Genomic DNA, 18,678 nt, shown 5'->3' with positions numbered 1-18,678 from the left:
ACGCTACAAAGTTATTAAAAAGTTTTCTTTTTTGGAAAACAATTTGTATCTTCGCAAACACATTTTTACTAAACAAGTCAATGAAGGAAAGTAGAACTTACACGTTTGACGAGGCGTTTGAAGCCTCTTTGCGATATTTTAATGGCGACGAGTTGGCCGCACGAGTATGGGTAAATAAGTATGCGATGAAAGATAGTTTTGGTAAGATTTATGAAAAATCGCCAGAAGATATGCATTGGCGCATTGCCAACGAAGTCGCTCGCATCGAAAAGAAATATAAAAATCCAATCAGTGCGCAAGAAGTGTTCGACCTTCTTGACCACTTCCGTTATATCATACCCGCAGGTAGTCCGATGACAGGTATCGGAAATAATCACCAAATCGCCTCATTATCCAATTGTTTTGTTATAGGTTTAGACGGTGATGCCGATTCTTATGGTGCTATTTTGCGCATTGACGAAGAGCAAGTACAGTTGATGAAACGCCGTGGAGGAGTAGGGCATGACCTTAGTCATATACGTCCTAAAGGCTCGCCTGTGAACAATTCTGCTTTGACTTCAACAGGACTTGTGCCATTTATGGAACGCTATTCTAATAGCACGCGTGAGGTTGCACAAGACGGACGCCGTGGCGCATTGATGCTTTCGGTAAGCATCAAACACCCCGATTCAGAGGCTTTTATCGATGCCAAAATGGAAGAAGGCAAGGTTACGGGTGCAAATGTGTCAGTAAAAATAACCGATAGTTTCATGGAAGCAGCTGTAAACGATAAAGAATTTGTACAACAATTTCCTATTGATTCGGCTCACCCGACTTTCAAAAAAGAAATTTCGGCAAAGAAACTTTGGGATAAAATAGTTCATAATGCTTGGAAAAGTGCTGAACCAGGTATTCTCTTTTGGGACACTATTACAAGAGAAAGTTTGCCAGATTGCTATGCCGATTTAGGTTTCCGCACCATTTCTACCAACCCTTGTGGCGAAATTCCTTTGTGTCCGTATGATAGTTGCAGATTGTTGTCTATCAATCTTTATTCGTATGTGAAGCACCCATTTACAAAAGAAGCTACTTTCGACTTTGATTTGTTTAAGAAGCACGTTCAGTTGGCGCAACGAATCATGGACGATATTGTAGACCTTGAAATGGAAAAGATAGACCTCATTATGGAAAAGGTAAAAGACGACCCACAAAATGATGAGGTGAAATTAGCTGAATACCATCTTTGGGAGAAAATAAAAGATAAAAGTGGAAAGGGACGTCGTACAGGTGTGGGCATAACTGCCGAAGGCGATATGATAGCAGCTATGGGATTACGCTATGGAACCGAAGAAGCAACAGCGTTTTCGGTAGAAGTACATAAGACATTGGCACTCTGTGCTTATCGTTCATCGGTAACAATGGCACAAGAGCGTGGCGCATTCTCTATTTTTGATGCCAAGCGTGAAGCTGAAAATCCATTCCTTTTGCGCATTAAAGAGGCTGAACCTGCATTGTATGATGACATGATAAAATACGGACGTCGCAACATTGCTTGTTTAACCATTGCACCAACAGGAACAACATCGCTCATGACGCAAACCACATCAGGCATTGAACCAGTCTTTATGCCTGTATATACTCGCCGTAGAAAGGTAAATCCGAACGACACAGGTGTGCATATTGATTTTGTAGATGAAGTGGGTGATTCGTTCGAAGAATACATTGTTTACCATAAAAAGTTCATCGAATGGATGAAGGTAAACGGTTTAGATACCGAAAAGAAATACACGCAAGAAGAAATAAACGAACTTGTTAAACGTTCACCTTATTATAAAGCGACTGCAAACGATGTAGATTGGTTGATGAAAGTGAAAATGCAAGGTGCTATTCAAAAGTGGGTTGACCATTCAATCTCGGTAACGGTAAATCTTCCCAACAATGTTGATGAGGTATTGGTCAATAAACTTTATGTTGAAGCATGGCGTTCAGGTTGTAAAGGTTGTACCATTTATCGTGATGGTTCTCGTTCTGGTGTAATGATTTCAGTATCAAAGAAAGACAAAAAAGAAGCCTTAGAGAACGAGCAAACTACCGAAAAAGACTTGACATCAGCCGAAGAAACACACGAACACATTTGTATGCCGCCGCGTGTTGTTGAAATTCGTCCACAAGTGTTAGACTGTGATGTGGTGCGTTTCCAAAATAATAAAGATAAATGGGTTGCATTTGTGGGACTTTTAGATGGTCAGCCTTATGAAATCTTTACGGGTTTGCAAGATGACGATGAAGGCATTGTGTTGCCAAAGAGTGTTACAAAAGGTAAAATTATTAAGCAAACCAATCCAGACGGGACACATCGTTACGATTTCCAATTTGAAAATAAACGTGGCTACAAAACTACTGTGGAAGGACTTTCAGAGAAGTTTAACCCTGAATATTGGAATTATGCTAAACTGATTTCAGGCGTATTACGTTATCGCATGCCAATAGATCACGTCATTCACCTTGTTAGTTCATTGCAATTGAAAAGTGAAAGCATCAATACCTGGAAAGTTGGTGTGGAACGTGCATTGAAAAAATATGTAACCGATGGAACGAAAGCGTCAGGACAGACATGCCCTGTATGCGGACAAGAAACATTGGTTTACCAAGAAGGCTGTTTGATTTGTACAAATTGTGGCGCATCACGTTGTGGATAAATAAAAAGTTGATAAAAATATGCAGCTTGAATCCAGTTATATTTACATAAAAGGCATAAAACTTCATGCCTTTATCGGTGTGAGCGAGTTAGAACGTAAGGTTGGCAATGATTATGTTGTCAATCTTCGTTTGCGCTATAACATTGAAAAGGCTATGCTTTCAGACGATGTGGCGGACACTTTGAATTATGCTGAAGTGTACGAAGTTTTTAAAAAAGTAATGCTTACACCGGTAAAACTTTTAGAACATGCAGCGCATAATATTGAAGTAGAATTAGGAAAACAATTCCCCCAAATCGAAGAAATACATTTGCAGCTAACCAAATTAAATCCACCTATGGGTGCAGATTGTTATGGTGCAGGTGTAGAATTACATGTAATTAACGAAAAATCACACCCTAACTTTAGGTTTTCGAACGAAAATGCTTAACTTTGCGTGTGATAACAAGATTATGAGTAGGAGAATTTCTATAGTTCTTATATTGTTTTGCCTTTTTACACTTACTTCGGTGAGTGCAAAAGATATTTTTACGCTCGTTATTGATGCAGGACATGGAGGAAAAGATGCGGGCGCATTAGGGGCTTTTTCAAAAGAAAAAGACATCAATTTGAATGTTGCACTTGCTTTCGGAAAATATGTTGAACAGAATTTAAGTGACGTAAAAGTCGTTTATACGCGTACTACTGATATTTTTATTCCATTAAACAGAAGAGCGCAAATTGCCAATAAGGCAAAAGCAAACTTATTTATTTCGATTCATACGAACTCTGTTCCACCAACGAAAACCCCACCACAAGGTTTCCAAGTTTACACTTTGGGTATGCACCGTGCCAAGGATAATCTTGATGTAGCGATGCGTGAAAATAGCGTAATCTCATTAGAAAAAGGCTATGAACGTACATACGAAGGGTTCGACCCTAAGTCATCGGAAAGCTATATCATGTTTGAAATCATGCAATCGGCAAACATGGAGAAGAGCGTAGAGTTGGCTCGACTTATTCAGTCGTACGTTTGTAAAAAGGCAAATCGCAGCGATAAAGGAGTGCATCAAGCAGGTTTCCTTGTATTGCGCGAAACATCTATGCCAAGTTGTTTGATAGAATTAGGCTTCATTACGCACCAAGAAGAAGAACGATTTCTTAATTCGGCAGAGGGAATAGACCTCATGGCACGAGGCATATACGAGGCTTTTGTGGAATATAAAAATAGGTATCATGGTCAAATCCAAATACCATACCGCCCTCAAAACGATAATAAATTGTCAGTTGTCAATGTTTTACCAAACATTGCTGGGGTTAAAAATAAAGTCGTTGAGAAACCCGTTAAAGCCAAAGATATAAAGGTAAAACCGCAAACGCAAGTGCAATCGCCAAAAAAGCAACCTACAAAAACGGTTACAAAGAAGCCCGTTGTGGTTGAGAAGGAAATTGTTAAGAAAAAAATAGTAGACTCCAAGAAAGAATCTCTCATATTTAAGGTTCAGGTGTTTGCTATCAATCATCAATTAACTTCAGGTAGTTCGCAATTTAAAGGTCATACGGATATAACTTATTTCGTAGAAGGTCGTTGGTATAAATACACTATCGGGAATAGTACAGATTACAATGAAATAAATCGTTTGTTGAAGAAAGTAAAAGCCGATTTCCCAGAAGCATTCATCGTTGCATTTAAGAATGGAAAGCGCATTGATACAAGCGAAGCCATTAAAGAATTTTTACAAAACAAAAAGAAAAAGTAAATAGATAGTATGAAGAAGTCTATAACCCCTGAAATAAAAATAGCATTGGTTGCCATTTTAGGAATCATTATCCTATTTTTTGGAATGAAATTTTTGAAAGGAATCAACCTTTTCTCTTCTGATATGCATTATACCATGCAGTTTGATAAGGTTGATGGACTCACACCAACCACTCCTATTTATTCTAATGGATTTAAAGTTGGGTCTGTAAAAGATATTGTTTACAATTACGATGACCCTTCGAAAGCAATTAAAGTTGATGTGAATATTGACAAGAATATGCAAATTCCTGTTGGCTCAACGGCTGAAATTGTAAGCGACTTTATTGGTAACGTGAAAATAAATCTGATATTAGGTGCTGGAAATAAGTATCTTGCAGAAGGTGATGTAATTACAGGTGGTGTGAGTGGAGGCGTATTTGGAAATGTCAAAGAGATGGTTCCAGACATTCATCGCTTGATTCCAAAGATGGATAGTATCCTTACAAGTGTCAATGCAATCGTGTCTGACCCAGCTATGAAGCATACTTTGCACAATGCGGATAAGATTAGCACCGATTTAACAACTTCGAGCCAGCAGTTAAACTTATTGTTGACGCAGCTCAATGGCACTCTTCCTACAATGACTACAAAGGCTAACGGATTATTGACCAATGCAAATCTTATGATACTTGATGCTAAAGCGGGAGTTGCTGATGCAAGAAATACAATGAAAGGAGCTAATGTTTTTGTGAATAATCTGAATACTAAGGTAAACGAATTAGACGTGAAAACAACTATTGCCAAGCTAAATGCAGCGTTGGATAATGTAAATCAATTGACAGCAGCATTAAATAGCAAAAAAGGTTCTTTGGGTCTTTTAGTGAACGACCCTGCACTTTATAATAATCTCAATAGCACGTTGCGCAACGTTGATAGTTTGGTTGTGAACCTAAAAGCACACCCAAAACGTTACGTTCACTTCTCTATTTTCGGGAGAAAAGATAAGTAAAAGAATATCTAAAGCAGCAATTAGCTCATATAAAATAGTTGATTATTGCTTGAAACAATAGAAATGACGAATTGATGGAAACTATTTATTTCGTCATTTCTATTTTTTATTGGTAAAATGCTGCAAAATCTTAGTTATTTAAATTGAGTCTAAATATTATAATTAAAGTTCCACACTTTAAAAGGAATGGCTAAATAGTTTGAAAATCAATCTTTTAGCAATGTTTTTTTATGTTTCATGTTTTACGACGTATCTTTGATAAATCATTTATAAAGCATTGATTCTTAAATTGTTAGATATACGCAAAAGATACCTAAGTAGGATAAAATCTTAAAGCTGTTATAAGCCTCGTAATTATAGGGTTTTAGCGTTTGGCTATCCTAATTTAGTAAATCAAATAATTCTTTCTTTGCTAATTTTTTAGTATCTTTGCATTAACCTTTTATAAAGGACACGAATTGATTTTACGGAGAAAGATTTTTTAGATATATTTTATAAGCATGAATGTTCAACTTAATGCTCAATGGAAGCAGTGTCTTCAACTTATTAAAGATAATGTGACAGAGCAGCAGTTCGCCACATGGTTTGAGCCTATATTATTCGAAATGTTTGATAAGGACACCCATACTATTTTGGTACAGGTGCCAAGTTTGTTCATTTACGAATATTTAGAGGAGAATTATGTCGATTTGTTGAACAAAGTGATTACGCGTGTATTTGGAAAAGGAATTCGATTAAATTACAGAGTTGTAACAGATAAGGCACATAATCTTACTCAAGATTTGCAATCTGAGAATGTAGAGCATGTTGAAACAAAGTTGCCTACTAATCGAGGAAACCAAAGTCCGACACCATTAGATATTGCTCCACAAGAAATTGATTCACAATTAGACCTCCATAAGTCTTTTTCAAATTATATTGAAGGCGATAGCAATAAGTTACCTCGTTCTATTGGCTTGTCAATTGCTGAACACCCCAATACCACACAGTTCAATCCAATGTTCATTTATGGACCTTCTGGTTGTGGTAAAACGCACCTTATAAACGCAATAGGCTTGAAAATAAAGCAGCTTTATCCACAAAAGCGTGTGCTTTATATATCGGCTCGTTTGTTCCAAGTGCAATATACCAATTCTGTATTGAACAATACAACGAACGATTTTATTGGCTTTTATCAAACCATTGACGTGTTAATTGTCGATGATATTCAAGAATGGATTACTTCAATAAAAACTCAAGATACGTTCTTCCATATTTTTAACCACCTGTTTATGAATGGTAAACGCATTGTTTTAGCTTGCGATAGACCACCTGTTGAGTTGAAAGGAATGAACGATAGATTGCTTACGCGTTTTTCTTGTGGCTTAATAGCTGAACTTGAAAAGCCAAACATCCAACTTTGCATTGATATTTTAAATAGTAAAATCAAGCGCGATGGTTTGAATATTCCTGACGAAGTGGTACAATTTATTGCTCAAACTGCGAATGGAAGTGTAAGAGATTTGCAAGGTATTATTAATTCTTTGTTGGCTTATAGCGTAGTTTACAATAGCAATGTAGATATGCGATTGGCTGAAAGAGTTATCAAGCGTGCTGTGAAGATTGACGATGAGCCTTTGACTATCGATGAAATTCTTGATAAGGTTTGCGCCCATTTCAATGTAACGACCAATGCTGTAAACTCTCGTTCACGCAAACAAGACATTGTTTTGGCTCGTCAAGTGAGTATGTATTTGGCTCAGAAATTCACAAAGATGCCTGCTAAGCGTATTGGTAAGTTGGTAGGTGGTCGCGACCATAGCACTGTGTTGCATAGTTGTTCGCAAATAGAAAAGCGTTTGGAAGTAGATAAGGGCTTCAATGCAGAACTTTCCAGCATTGAAAACTCTTTTAAATTAAAGGGATAAGTATCTTTTGAGAAGATAGACAATATAAAAATAACCATTAGAGCAGTTGGCTTTAATGGCTATTTTTTTATTTTGACATTGCAAATTTTATTCTTTTGGTTGGTGAGTTTGGTAAACCAAGTAGGTGGAATCGGAATAAATGGTGAACGAGTAGCCTGTGGCTTCGTTTAAAGTACCTTGCCAAAATTCTTTGAAAGGATAAAGGTTCCATTTTAATCCTTGACTTTCGATGTGTTTACAATAGCTTTGGAAGACGCTCACTTGTTGCCTTGGAAAGCTTTCAAAGGTAGTCTTTCCGTGCGAGGGTGTAAACCAACCATAATCGGTAAGCATGGTTGGATTGATTTTGAAATGCTTGTAATAATGTAGCAACAGCGCAATGTTGCCCAAAGTATGGTCTTCTCGCTTGCCCGTCGCACCAAGATAGCAGAATGAAGCACCGTCAGTTAAATTGAAATGTTGTAAGACATATTTTGTAGCTTTGGTCAAATCGTTGTCTTCTTGTTCCGCTATGGTGTGGAAAATATGCTGATATTTCTCCTTTGTCGTTTGGGAAATAGAATCACCATCACCCACGATTATCTCTGGTTCTATTTCCATTTCCAATAAATCTTCCACAGCTCCGTCGCATGCTATCAAATGTTTTGCATGGCGGAGAATGCGCATTGCCGTTACACTTGTAGGAAAATCGCCTGCGGCAAGTATAACAACATCATATTCAAAGTTTAATGTTTTCATCATTTTCTTTCATCATTTTCTTCCACTTATAGAATCCTGCAACAGCTATGATAGCATAAAGTGCGTAAAGCCCAGCTGTAAATGGAATGTTTTTGTAAATGTAAAGAGCCGACAATTCAATATCGGCTACTACCCAAATCCACCATTGTTCGATGTATTTCTTTGCTAAAGCCCAAAGTCCAACAATGCTGAGTGCATTGCCAAAACTATCTAATACAGGGACGTTTGAATTGGTAAAGGTAATTAAAACATAGTAAATTGCGCCCCATAAGAGCAAGAAAACAAATAGAGTAGGTAGTATTTTCTGTTTTGGAAATCGGGTTATTGGAACTTCAATATTTTCTTTTTTCTTTCTTCCAAACTGCCAATAAAGAAAGCCATAGACAGCTGCGAGAATGTAATAAATCTGCATTCCGAAGTCAGCATATAGTTTTGCTTCATAGTAAACAAAAGTGTAAGCTATGGGCATAATAAGTCCTGTGAGCCAAAGCCAAATGCTTGCTTTATATTCTTGGTAGATGTAAACGAGTCCGATGACGGTTCCCACTACATCTAATATTTGGTAAGTATCGGCTTCTTGGAAGTATTGAATGATGTTGTTCATCATTTGCGTTTGTAAAAATAGTAAAACCCTCTTCGCAGCATAACCACGAAGAGGGCTTTTTGTATTAGAATTTCAGCGTAATATTACCCATCATTGTGAATCCAGCCATTGGCATGAATCCTATTTGATAGTAACGCTTCTCGTTCGTATATTTGTATTTTTCGCTTACTGCACTATAAACCCAACCGCTTGCAGCATAGTGGTTGTTGAAAATGTTGTTGAAATCTAATCCCAATACAACACCTTTCAACCATGAAACCTTCTTACTTAGATTCAAATTGTAAGTAAGATTAATATTGGTTTGCGAGAAAGCTGGCAGCGAACGGTCTTTATTCTCTGAATTATCCAAATATTGGCGGCTCACATAATTGGTATGCCAAACAAGTTGTGCGCCTTGATAATGGAAGTTCATAAATCCATTTAAGATAGCCGAAGGCGAGTAGGCGAGGGTAGAGTTGTCGTAATGCACCTTTAAAGGTTGCTTTTTGTTGTCCCAATTGTCTACGTACTCATCGAAATTCTTGATTTTATTGATGCTCAATGCTGCGTTACCTTCGAGTGTAAACCATGATGTTGCGTCCCAACCAGCGGTAAGTTCTGCTCCCATACGGTAAGATTTATCAATGTTTGTGGTAAGCTTTTCGCCAATATCGCTCTTTTCTCCCGTTTGAACAAACTGGTCTTTATAGCCCATATAGTAAAGGTTAGCCCCTATGCGCCAATCATTTGCAGCATATTGGTAGCCCAATTCAAGGTCGAGCAAGTGTTCGGCGTTTGGTGCAGGATACTTTCCGTTGTCGGTAAAGTTGTTGCGTTCTGGTTCACGACTTGCGTATGCAAGCGACAAATAAGCCTTATGTCCGCCGTTATGGTAACTAATACCTGCCTTTGGATTCACAAAATTGTAATTTTTTGCTATGTTTAATATTTGATTAGCGTATGTTCCGTCAGCTTGCTCATAGAAACGGTCGTTCTTTCCTGTTGCTTCGTAATATACATGGCGGTATTGCAAATCGGTAAACAAATCCCAATTTTCATTCAAATAGTAGGTTGCTTTAGCATAAGCACTATAATCGTCCTTCTTTCCGTCCGAGTCATAATACTTCAATTCGCCAAATTTTTGTGTCTGTCCCTTATCGGCAATGTAGGTAAGATAGCCGAAATGACCACCCATAAATTTCTGTAAATTGAGTCCACCGAGAATGTTCCAACGTTCGTTTCTATAATTTACGTTGTAGACAATGCCTGCTGTGTGCTGTGTAAGTCCCTTCTTTCTAACGAAATCGCCATACTTAATCTTCTTTCCATTCTTATCGGTTGCCACCAAACCGAATTTAGCAAACTTGTTGTTTGGGCGAAATTCACGATAGTAACCATGTCCGTAGGTGTAGTGAAGAACTATATTGTGCGACCACGCAGCGTTTGGTTTGAATGTTGCCGAAAGTATGTTATGGTTCTGATAAAAGTTATCGGTTGTCTTGTCCCAATAACTTCCGTCGTCCATTTTGTATCGGTAGGTTTGATATTTTCCGTTCTTATCGGTTGGGAAAGCGTATTTATCGTAGTCGAAAACCAGACCTTCGTAAAGCGGATTAAATCTGCCTAAACCACGCTCGTACAAGTCTTTATAGGTTTTTATGTCGCCTCCCATGAGTGAACCATCATCGTTTCCAGCCACAACACCATTCCATGCTTGTCCAGTCTTTTCAAAGTTGCCAATGTTTTTGTATTTTATTTGGAATTTATCGGCAATATAAGTCAAACCACCATAGTAAGAACCCGACCTGCCAGCTGTGCCATGGAGGAATCCGTCAGTAGCTGTTTCGTGGTAAGCACCATCAAAAATGAAATGATTGGCAAACAATCCCGTTGAGAATTTTACGCCTGTGTTGTAAGTTTTGTATGTTCCGAACGAGCCACTCAACTCTACTGAAGGTTTGAAATTAGGAGTTTGAGTTGCCAAAGATATAGAACCACCGAAAGCACCGTCGCCATTGGTTGATGTTCCTATACCTCGTTGAATTTGAACGCTACCCATAAGCGCACCATACGAGTTCATGTTTGCCCAAAAAACAGTTTGGTCTTCAGGCGAATTGAGCGATACTCCGTCGAGTGTAATATTGATTCGACTGCCTGCTGCACCACGAATGCGCATTGCAGCAGTACCCGTTCCGAGACCATTTTCGCCCCAAGCAAATATGCCTGGTGTGTGTGCAAAGAGGAAAGGTAACTCCCGTCCACTTTTTGAAAAACGGTCTAATTCTGTTTTTTTAATGTTAGTCACTGCAAATGGAGCGTTTTTCTGCGCTCTAACGCCTGAAACAACAACCTCTTGTAGTTCTCGACTTGCCAATGTATCTACCGTTTGTGCGTGCGCACCTGCCGTAGAAACCATTGTTGCAAGCAATAATAGTTTTTTCATTTTAAATATTTTGATAAAAAAGTAGTAAAAGGGGAATCCCTACGACGGCATTATCCGTATCAGGTTTATGGGTCTATTCTCAGCAAGTTCAAACGAACAAGCACCCCTTAGTTATCATTTTGAAAACCAATGCAAAAGTACAACATTTAAGCCAAATAGCCAAGAAATGTAGGGCATTTTAAAAATGGAATTTATAAGTGTTTGATAATAATTTTTTGTATATGTTAGTAGTTTTTTTAAGCAGCCTCTGTTTATATCAATTATTTATTGTAATTTTGCAGCCGAATGGAGCGATAACTTGTTTGTTGTGAAATTTATTTTTAGTTAAAATATTAGCGTTTGCTATTTATTCTATACGTTCCTGAAACTTGCCGGTAGATAGAACGAACCCCAGAATAAATAAGTGAGCGTCTACGATAGCGTGGGCGTGTTTGCTTATCTGGGGTTATAGGTTTCCGGCAAGTACCTAAGGAACGTGGATAAGTTCAACGTCCACGTTTCTTTGTACTTGTTTTGAAACCTATTTTTATTGAATATAGTGGCTCGCATAAATTGTATTCAAATTATGTCAAAAGAAACGAGTCTGATGCTCAAAGGTGTAGCTATCCTTATGATGATTTTTCTTCATCTTTTTGCAAAACCTGATATTGTGAATAACTGTCACCCATTATTGTTTATTGGTGGTAAACCTTTGGTTACACTCTTAACTCATAGTTGCCTTCCTGTTGGATTCTTTCTGTTACTTAGCGGATATGGATTTCATTACCTTTATGTCTCTGGACGTGATATAGGACCAATATCACAAGTAAAACGACTTCTTAAATTGTACATTGCATATTGGTTTATTTTGCTTATTTTCGTAAGTATAGGTTCTTATGTGAATCCTGAAATATATCCTGGAAACTTGCAAAATATTATAGGAAATGTAGTAAGTTGGGAAAACTCTTATAATTTAGAACATTGGTTTTTGTTCTTTTATGCTCTATTGAGTTTAACATCTTTATATCTTTTTAAAATAGTTGATAAGTTAGGAAATTTGAAGGCGTTTCTTTTCTTTTGTCCTTTGTATTTTGTAACAGCCTATATAATAAGCCACCATATCGCTCCTGCACATGCACTTCATACTGTATTTGGAAAGGTAATTACTTATTTAGAATTAAGTTTTATTTTTGTTTTAGGCGCTCTGTTTCACCGCATTAATGATAAACGCGGATTGAAAATTAAGTTTTTTGAGGGTAAAAAGTGGTTAGTAGTATGTTTGATTCTATCCTTGGTAACAATAAAATGTTTCATAAGTCCTGGAGCAATTGATTTTATTTTTATATTGGCTTATATTATCTTGTTTTTGCAAATAAATATTAGCAAATTAACATCATCGATTCTTATGTTTTTTGGTAAATATTCAATGATAATGTGGCTAACACATTCGTTTTTTTGTTACTATTTGTTCCAAAAATTTATTTATCCTCAAATCCGCAACTTAACTTTTCAACGTCCTTCTTGCGTGTACACATCCTCTCATTACTGAATTTGCAGATAATTAGAACTGAAATCCCCCACTTCAGCCTACAACATCCCCTTACCCCACAATGCGACTTGAGGCAATACGCAGTATCATACCCATAAATTGTAGGCGTTATCCAAAATCTGTCTGGAACACATCCGCGTAAGCATTGTTACAAGTATAGATATTCAGCACATACTGCCTTGATGTCCTGATCCACTTTGCTGGTACAGAGACAAACCTGAAGACAAGCGCTTTTATGCGGCTTGTTGTATTGAGTCCGAACCTCTTTACATCAAGTCTTTGGATAATGGCCTTGTAGAAGTTACGGATAAGTGCTGTAAGAAGAAGGAACACGGTGTTCTCTGCCATGAAGGATTTGGGCAATCGGTCCCATCCGAAACCATTGTTCATATCATCGAAGATACGTTCCTTTCCCCCTCGAAGGTTATAGAACTCGACAATCTCTCTTACGGAAGATACATAGTCGTTAGTCAGGATACAACGGTATGTGTATTCTCCTTCCCAGAGATCCAATACACCATCCAACCGTTTCTGTCTTTGAATCACAAGTCGGTATGCTTTACCCTTCCACTTTTCAATAAGGATAGAGTTCAATTCGAACTCAATGCCATTGATTTCCTCAGTTTTCCAACCTCTGAGAGCAAAGATTTCATTGTAGAGCGAACTGCAGCGGTTTGCGCGGATATAGAAGGATTTGCAGTGTTCCTCTACTTCTTCTACGATTTCCTCGGAACATGATCCACAGTCAGCTCTGAAACGATTGATAGTAAGGCCGTTCTGTTCAAATCTCTCAAAGAACCTCTTCAGCGTGTCCTTCTGATGAAAACGAACATTTGTGTTGCCATCGCTATTCTCAATGCCAACGATTAAGTCGCCAATAACCGCCACGCCAGGGCGATAACCAGGGAACTTCTTGTATGTAGGCTTTGCATCATACTTCTCTGTCTCTATGAACTGATGGTCGAAATCAACATCATACATCTCGTCCTCTTTCAGTTGGCCAGATGCAAACATACAATTGAGCAGTAAAGTATTGAGAGTGTCAGCCGTGTTGAAATCGTAGTTCTTACCCGTATCTGACGTGTATGAGATGTTTTCTTGCGTCAGCTCCTTTATCGCTCTGAGGATAGTATCAGAGCTACAAGTTCGAAGTGTCGGATGAAGCGAGAGATGGCTCATCAAATGAGTAGTGACATCCTCAACACATGAGCCACCACAGAAGTAGATACTCATGAGTGAACGGATGATTTCGCTGTACTGATAACCGAATGATCTACACCTTAGACCGAGGGTCGAGTCGATTACAGATGACAATGTGGAGTCAAATTGCTCCATGATTGAAAATATTCCTCCAAAAGGAGTGAGTTTATCGGATTTAATATGTATTTTTGCCATGCCATATCAGAGTTTTGCTTGCTTGTTTTGCAACACTAAGATAAGTGAATTCTTTGACATGGCAAAATCCTGGGCAACTTTTTGTTGCTCAGGTACTTAAAAAGTTTAAGTTATAATAGTGTTGCGGAATTAAGGTTTATAGTTTTGATAGACCTATATTAATTTTTATTATTTTAGTGGCAATAACAACTTCTGTTTCTATCCCGATTAAATTTTGTGTTGATAGAAATGTCAAAGCTGTTGGTCTATAGAAGTTAGATTAATCGAAAATAATGTTATAATTTGTGGAACAATGGAACAGACGGAACTATTTAAAAATAATCGTATTTGCCAACTCTTTGGCATTCAATATCCCATTATATCGGGCGGAATGGTGTGGTGTAGTGGTTGGCATTTGGCAGCTGCTGTGAGTAATGCAGGAGGGTTAGGACTTTTGGGAGCTGGTTCTATGCACCCCGAAACATTGAGAGAACATATCGTTAAACTAAAACGAGCTACTCGAAAGCCATGGGGCGTAAATGTTCCGTTGATGTATCCGAATATTGAGGAAATAATGCAATTGCTGATAGCCGAAGAGGTCTCTATTGTCTTTACTTCAGCAGGCAGTCCGAAGAAATATACAGACCTTTTACATGCGCATGGCATAAAGGTTGTACATGTAGTATCGAGCAGTAAATTTGCTACGAAATGCGACCTTGCTGGAGTTGATGCCATTGTTGCCGAAGGATTTGAAGCTGGTGGACATAACGGAAGAGAGGAAACCACCACGCTAACATTGATTCCGCAAGTGAGAAAAGCTACTACAAAACCACTGATTGCAGCGGGTGGAATAGCATCGGGACAAGCTATGTTGGCAACCATGGTGTTGGGAGCGGAAGCTGTACAAATTGGTACGCTCTTTGCATTGAGTCAAGAAAGTAGTGCTTCCGAAGCGTTTAAGCAAGCCTGTTTGCAGGCAAGCGAAGGTGATACCATGTTGTGTCTAAAGAAGTTAGCACCTACACGTATGTTGCGAAATGACCTTTTCTCTCGCATAAATGCCGCAGAAAGTGAAGGCGCAACGCCCAATGAATTGCAAGAAATATTAGGAGAAAAAGCCTCAAAGCGTGGAATTTTTGAAGGTGATGTAATGAATGGCGAATTAGAAATTGGTCAAATTGTTTCTGCAATTCATTCAATCGATTCCGTTGAAACCATCGTTCAAAACCTCATTTCCGAATATGTCAAAGCCAAGCGTTCACTATAATGTAAATTGGTAGTGCGTGTTTTGCACCATTTTCCTAATATGTACAAAATATCCGCAGAGCCTATACTATTTCATTTTATGAGCATTGTTTGCTACAGAATAATGAAAAACGAGAACCATCTTTCGATAATTCTCGTTTCTGTTGGGGTGGAAGGTGGGACTCGAACCCACGACATTCAGAACCACAATCTGACGCTCTAACCAACTGAACTACGTCCACCATGTATTGCTTTTTGAAAGCGAGTGCAAAAGTACAACTTTTATTTGTTATCTCCAAACAAAAGTTGTATTTTTTTTGTTTCGTTTTTATTTTGCAGGTGCTGCTGGTGCCTTTGCAGGTGTAGCAGGTGCTGCTGGAGCAGCTTGTTTTTGTTGGCTTGCACCGAAGTTAGGCAAGTTATTAGGGTTAGTTGCACTACCTTCTGTTGCTGCTTTTTCAATTACGCTTTGACTTGTTGCTGCTTGTGGAGCAAGTCTTGTTGAGATGACACTGACAACTACCATAAAGATAGCGCAACCCCAAGTTACTTTTTCTATAAAATCGGTTGTTTTTCTCACGCCCATAATGGCATTTGATGATGAGAAGTTAGATGAAAGACCACCACCTTTTGACTCTTGAATGAGAACAACGCCAATCATGAGGAAGGCTGCAATTACGATAAGTATTACTAAAAGCGTATACATTTGATGTGTTATTTTTTATTATTATTTATTATCAATTTCTCCAAAAATCGGATTTGGTCTGCAAAGTAACGATTTTTTTTCGGATATACCAAATTTAATCGCTGAATAATTTCCAAAGCCTTAGAATATCTGCCTTGTTTGATATAAATTCGTGCCAAAGTCTCGGTAAAATATCCATTATCTTCTATTTCTATGTCTTCATCCTCTTCCGTTTCTTCGGGTTGATATTCTGTTTCTTCTTGCAAAGTGAAGTTGCCACCTTTGTTGTTGATGAAGTTATCAATAAGACTTTGTCCTTTTAATTCTGGTGTTTCTTCCTTTTTTTCTTCTTCCGATTGCAGCAAGAAAGCTACGTAGTCGATAGTAGCATCGGCTGGTGTCGGCTTTCTTTTGATTTCGGTTTCTTCTTTTGACTCTTGAGGTATTTGTTCTAAGAAGTTGTCAATGAGTGAAACTGTTCTGTCGTTTTCTTCTTCTTTCTTTTCTTCTTGGTTGTTTGCCTTTGCCTTTGTCGCTTTTTCATTTTGCGAAACCAACTGATAGTGGGCTGCTTCGACAAGGTCGAATAGTACACGGCGGTCGGTTATATAGACTGTAGCACGGCGCAATTCCTCATCGAAAGTAGCATCGTGCAATAGGAAAAGGTTTTTCAGCAATAATATTCGTGCAGGTTGATAGAATGGATAGAGCGCAATAAGACTTCTAAGGTCGTATAATGTTTCCTTATTCAAGTCCTCTGGGTGATTGAAATAATGTGCTATATCCATATTTTTTTTGTTCTTTCCGTATGTGTTTATTGCTTGATTACCAATTTGCTACCGTTGCATTAAATATTTGGTCGGTAAGGTCTTTTATCATTTGTTCTACCAATTCTTCTTGTACCGAGTTCAAACTCTTCCTTGTATCGTAGGTTGCAGAAGCTGTGAATTGGCGTTCAAAGTCTTCGCTGTGGTTTGCTTTGTTGGTGAAACGCACGTTTACAGTAATTGAAAGTTCTGTTTGTACCGAATTTCCTTCACTTGAAACACTTTTATTTCGCTGTTGATATTGTGTGATTTCACCTTCGATAATCATATCGCCATTGCGTTTTACCTGCTCTAAGCGTGTATGACTGGCATAAATATCTTTCAATTTATTGTTGAACATTGGTCCCATGGGTCCCCAAACGTAAGCCGAACGAATAGGAAAATCGGCAATTTGAATGGTGTGAACCTTTGTATAATCGATGCTTGCACCATTAAATTTATAGCTAATAGAGCAAGCCGATAGGCTCAATAAGCCCACTATTATATATATAAGGTGTAATTTTTTAACTGTCCAACCCATATTGTTTGATTCTTCTGTAAAGCGTTCTGTCACTAATTCCCAATTCTTGTGCTGCTTTTTTACGATTTCCATTGCTGCGTTCCAAAGCCTTTTCTATCATCTGTCTGCCTACATCACTAAGATTTAGCACCTCAGGTTCTGATATTTCTTCTGCTTCGGCAAACTCAATCATGTTTTCAGGTTCTACTGCTGCTTTGGTTGGTACAGGCATTGTTTCAGAATGCTTTTTTGGTAGCGGCTCAAAACCTCTTGCGCCATTCAAAGCACGTGTTTCTTCCAACTGTTTACGCACATTGTTTAAGTCCCTTCGTAGGTCGCTTACATTGCCTCTTAGTTCATAAAGAATCTTGTAAAGCAAGTCGCGTTCGCTCTTGTAGCTGTGATTTCCGCCTTTCTCAATGATAGCTAACTGTGTACTTTCTGGGTCGTGTGGAATGAAGTGCCCCAACATTTCGGCAGTAATCTCACGTTGCTCACTCAAAACCGACATTTGTTCGGTGATGTTTTTCAATTGGCGCACGTTTCCAGGCCATTTGTAGTGCAACATAATTTGCTTGGCATCGTCAGTCAATGTAACCTTTGGCAAGCGATATTTCTCAGCCATTTGCATGGCAAAGAGTCTGAATAACAACAAAATATCTTCGCCTCTATCTCGCAAAGGTGGCATTTGAATAGGAATTGTATTCAAACGATAGAATAAGTCTTCACGAAACTTTCCTTCACTCACCGCTTTTCGCACATTAACATTGGTAGCTGCCACAATGCGCACATCAGTTTTGCGCACTTCTTGCCCACCCACACGGATATATTCTCCAGTTTCCAACACACGCAATAGTTTGGCTTGTGTTGCTAATGGCAATTCGCCCACCTCGTCAAGGAAGATAGTTCCTTTATTAGCCGTGCCAAAATAGCCATTGCTTTCGCCAATTGCGCCTGTAAATGAACCTTTTTCGTGTCCGAAAAGTTCGCTGTCAATGGTTCCTTCAGGGATAGAACCACAATTGATAGCAAAATATTTTTCACGCTTGCGAGGCGAATTATCGTGAATGACACGAGGTACAATTTCCTTGCCCACACCGCTTTCGCCCACGATGAGTACAGACAAATCGGTTGGTGCCACCTGCAATGCTACGTCTAATGCTCGATTGAGCGCATTGCAGTTGCCCACTATGTTGTAACGCTGTTTGATGCGTTGAAGTTCTGAATTGTTCATTTTGCTGACAAATTTACCTATTTTATTTTAAAAGTCTGCAATTTTGGCAGAGTTTTAACAAGTTTTCGGTACTTAAAATCAAATTATTCTTTCTTCAATGAAGTGGATAACAAGAAAATTATTATTATTGAAATAGATTTCTATATATTAAATATGAAATTTCGGGGTAAGAATTTTAGGCAGTTAAAACTGTTTCAAATTCTTACCC

Annotated in this window: 15 protein-coding genes, 1 tRNA gene and 1 riboswitch; of the genes, 7 read left to right on the top strand and 9 right to left on the bottom strand. The window is 38.3% G+C overall.

Features of this window, described 5'->3' with window-relative positions; genetic code table 11:
- Positions 1-80: 80 nt before the first annotated feature.
- The 5 genes from DYI03_RS07450 (at position 81) to dnaA (ending at position 7,314) form a co-directional block, all read left to right on the top strand.
- The gene (locus DYI03_RS07450) at positions 81-2,678 is read left to right on the top strand and encodes an adenosylcobalamin-dependent ribonucleoside-diphosphate reductase (protein WP_004355562.1); all 2,598 of its coding nucleotides are present in this window, start codon (positions 81-83) and stop codon (positions 2,676-2,678) included.
- A 19-nt stretch (positions 2,679-2,697) separates the two neighbouring features.
- The gene (gene folB, locus DYI03_RS07445) at positions 2,698-3,108 is read left to right on the top strand and encodes a dihydroneopterin aldolase (RefSeq protein WP_021669240.1); all 411 of its coding nucleotides are present in this window, start codon (positions 2,698-2,700) and stop codon (positions 3,106-3,108) included.
- Between the two features lie 22 nt (positions 3,109-3,130).
- Positions 3,131-4,417, top strand: a complete 1,287-nt coding sequence (locus tag DYI03_RS07440) for an N-acetylmuramoyl-L-alanine amidase family protein (protein WP_025064461.1) — start codon at positions 3,131-3,133, stop codon at positions 4,415-4,417.
- 9 nt (positions 4,418-4,426) lie between these two features.
- Positions 4,427-5,407 carry an MlaD family protein gene (locus DYI03_RS07435; protein WP_021669242.1) on the top strand — a complete coding sequence of 327 codons (981 nt, stop codon included), beginning with the start codon at positions 4,427-4,429 and terminating at the stop codon, positions 5,405-5,407.
- A 500-nt stretch (positions 5,408-5,907) separates the two neighbouring features.
- Positions 5,908-7,314, top strand: coding sequence for a chromosomal replication initiator protein DnaA (gene dnaA, locus DYI03_RS07430; RefSeq protein WP_004355731.1), 1,407 nt, complete (start codon positions 5,908-5,910; stop codon positions 7,312-7,314).
- Positions 7,315-7,401: 87 nt separating this feature from the next.
- Here dnaA and DYI03_RS07425 read toward each other — a convergent pair whose 3' ends face one another.
- The 3 genes from DYI03_RS07425 to DYI03_RS07415 form a co-directional block, all read right to left on the bottom strand.
- Positions 7,402-8,052 (bottom strand): thiamine diphosphokinase, encoded by a 651-nt coding sequence (locus DYI03_RS07425; RefSeq protein WP_025064462.1) that lies wholly within the window; start codon positions 8,050-8,052, stop codon positions 7,402-7,404.
- Positions 8,033-8,659, bottom strand: a complete 627-nt coding sequence (gene pnuC, locus DYI03_RS07420) for a nicotinamide riboside transporter PnuC (protein ID WP_021669244.1) — start codon at positions 8,657-8,659, stop codon at positions 8,033-8,035. The genes DYI03_RS07425 and pnuC overlap by 20 nt, the downstream gene beginning before the upstream one ends.
- A gap of 61 nt (positions 8,660-8,720) precedes the next feature.
- Positions 8,721-11,078: a TonB-dependent receptor gene (locus tag DYI03_RS07415; RefSeq protein WP_021669245.1), complete on the bottom strand. Its 2,358-nt coding sequence runs from the start codon at positions 11,076-11,078 to the stop codon at positions 8,721-8,723.
- A 19-nt stretch (positions 11,079-11,097) separates the two neighbouring features.
- A riboswitch (TPP riboswitch) is annotated at positions 11,098-11,196 on the bottom strand.
- A 447-nt stretch (positions 11,197-11,643) separates the two neighbouring features.
- Between DYI03_RS07415 and DYI03_RS07410 the strand changes: the two genes are divergently transcribed.
- Positions 11,644-12,606, top strand: a complete 963-nt coding sequence (locus DYI03_RS07410; RefSeq protein WP_147287671.1) for an acyltransferase family protein — start codon at positions 11,644-11,646, stop codon at positions 12,604-12,606.
- 108 nt (positions 12,607-12,714) lie between these two features.
- Here the strand turns inward: DYI03_RS07410 and DYI03_RS07405 are convergent, their stop codons facing one another.
- Complete coding sequence (locus DYI03_RS07405; RefSeq protein WP_115367856.1) at positions 12,715-14,001, bottom strand: IS1380 family transposase; 1,287 nt, start codon at positions 13,999-14,001, stop codon at positions 12,715-12,717.
- A gap of 292 nt (positions 14,002-14,293) precedes the next feature.
- Between DYI03_RS07405 and DYI03_RS07400 the strand changes: the two genes are divergently transcribed.
- Positions 14,294-15,247, top strand: a complete 954-nt coding sequence (locus DYI03_RS07400) for an NAD(P)H-dependent flavin oxidoreductase (protein WP_021669918.1) — start codon at positions 14,294-14,296, stop codon at positions 15,245-15,247.
- 143 nt (positions 15,248-15,390) lie between these two features.
- Here the strand turns inward: DYI03_RS07400 and DYI03_RS07395 are convergent.
- The 5 genes from DYI03_RS07395 to DYI03_RS07375 form a co-directional block, all read right to left on the bottom strand.
- Positions 15,391-15,467 (bottom strand) — tRNA-His (locus tag DYI03_RS07395).
- An 86-nt stretch (positions 15,468-15,553) separates the two neighbouring features.
- Positions 15,554-15,931, bottom strand: a complete 378-nt coding sequence (secG, locus tag DYI03_RS07390) for a preprotein translocase subunit SecG (RefSeq protein ID WP_021669919.1) — start codon at positions 15,929-15,931, stop codon at positions 15,554-15,556.
- An 8-nt stretch (positions 15,932-15,939) separates the two neighbouring features.
- The gene (locus DYI03_RS07385) at positions 15,940-16,698 is read right to left on the bottom strand and encodes a hypothetical protein (RefSeq protein ID WP_021669920.1); all 759 of its coding nucleotides are present in this window, start codon (positions 16,696-16,698) and stop codon (positions 15,940-15,942) included.
- 37 nt (positions 16,699-16,735) lie between these two features.
- Positions 16,736-17,257 (bottom strand): LptE family protein, encoded by a 522-nt coding sequence (locus DYI03_RS07380; RefSeq protein ID WP_021669921.1) that lies wholly within the window; start codon positions 17,255-17,257, stop codon positions 16,736-16,738.
- Complete coding sequence (locus DYI03_RS07375; RefSeq protein WP_021669922.1) at positions 17,241-18,470, bottom strand: sigma-54 interaction domain-containing protein; 1,230 nt, start codon at positions 18,468-18,470, stop codon at positions 17,241-17,243. Before DYI03_RS07375 ends, DYI03_RS07380 begins: the two co-directional genes overlap by 17 nt.
- Positions 18,471-18,678: the final 208 nt, after the last annotated feature.

The organism is Prevotella disiens (assembly GCF_900454955.1).
Lineage (GTDB): Bacteria > Bacteroidota > Bacteroidia > Bacteroidales > Bacteroidaceae > Prevotella > Prevotella disiens.
Note: the sequence above shows the minus strand (reverse complement) of the source record. Positions and strands in the feature narration are given on the sequence as shown.

What these genes read in the sequence shown, in the direction of transcription:
- secG (WP_021669919.1), bottom strand. Translation starts at nt 15,931, where the DNA reads ATGTATACGCTTTTAGTAATACTTATCGTAATTGCAGCCTTCCTCATG.
- pnuC (WP_021669244.1), bottom strand. Translation starts at nt 8,659, where the DNA reads ATGATGAACAACATCATTCAATACTTCCAAGAAGCCGATACTTACCAA.
- DYI03_RS07415 (WP_021669245.1), bottom strand. Translation starts at nt 11,078, where the DNA reads ATGAAAAAACTATTATTGCTTGCAACAATGGTTTCTACGGCAGGTGCG.
- DYI03_RS07410 (WP_147287671.1), top strand. Translation starts at nt 11,644, where the DNA reads ATGTCAAAAGAAACGAGTCTGATGCTCAAAGGTGTAGCTATCCTTATG.
- DYI03_RS07440 (WP_025064461.1), top strand. Translation starts at nt 3,131, where the DNA reads ATGAGTAGGAGAATTTCTATAGTTCTTATATTGTTTTGCCTTTTTACA.
- DYI03_RS07435 (WP_021669242.1), top strand. Translation starts at nt 4,427, where the DNA reads ATGAAGAAGTCTATAACCCCTGAAATAAAAATAGCATTGGTTGCCATT.
- DYI03_RS07405 (WP_115367856.1), bottom strand. Translation starts at nt 14,001, where the DNA reads ATGGCAAAAATACATATTAAATCCGATAAACTCACTCCTTTTGGAGGA.
- DYI03_RS07400 (WP_021669918.1), top strand. Translation starts at nt 14,294, where the DNA reads ATGGAACAGACGGAACTATTTAAAAATAATCGTATTTGCCAACTCTTT.
- DYI03_RS07450 (WP_004355562.1), top strand. Translation starts at nt 81, where the DNA reads ATGAAGGAAAGTAGAACTTACACGTTTGACGAGGCGTTTGAAGCCTCT.
- DYI03_RS07380 (WP_021669921.1), bottom strand. Translation starts at nt 17,257, where the DNA reads ATGGGTTGGACAGTTAAAAAATTACACCTTATATATATAATAGTGGGC.
- DYI03_RS07425 (WP_025064462.1), bottom strand. Translation starts at nt 8,052, where the DNA reads ATGAAAACATTAAACTTTGAATATGATGTTGTTATACTTGCCGCAGGC.
- folB (WP_021669240.1), top strand. Translation starts at nt 2,698, where the DNA reads ATGCAGCTTGAATCCAGTTATATTTACATAAAAGGCATAAAACTTCAT.
- DYI03_RS07375 (WP_021669922.1), bottom strand. Translation starts at nt 18,470, where the DNA reads ATGAACAATTCAGAACTTCAACGCATCAAACAGCGTTACAACATAGTG.
- DYI03_RS07385 (WP_021669920.1), bottom strand. Translation starts at nt 16,698, where the DNA reads ATGGATATAGCACATTATTTCAATCACCCAGAGGACTTGAATAAGGAA.
- dnaA (WP_004355731.1), top strand. Translation starts at nt 5,908, where the DNA reads ATGAATGTTCAACTTAATGCTCAATGGAAGCAGTGTCTTCAACTTATT.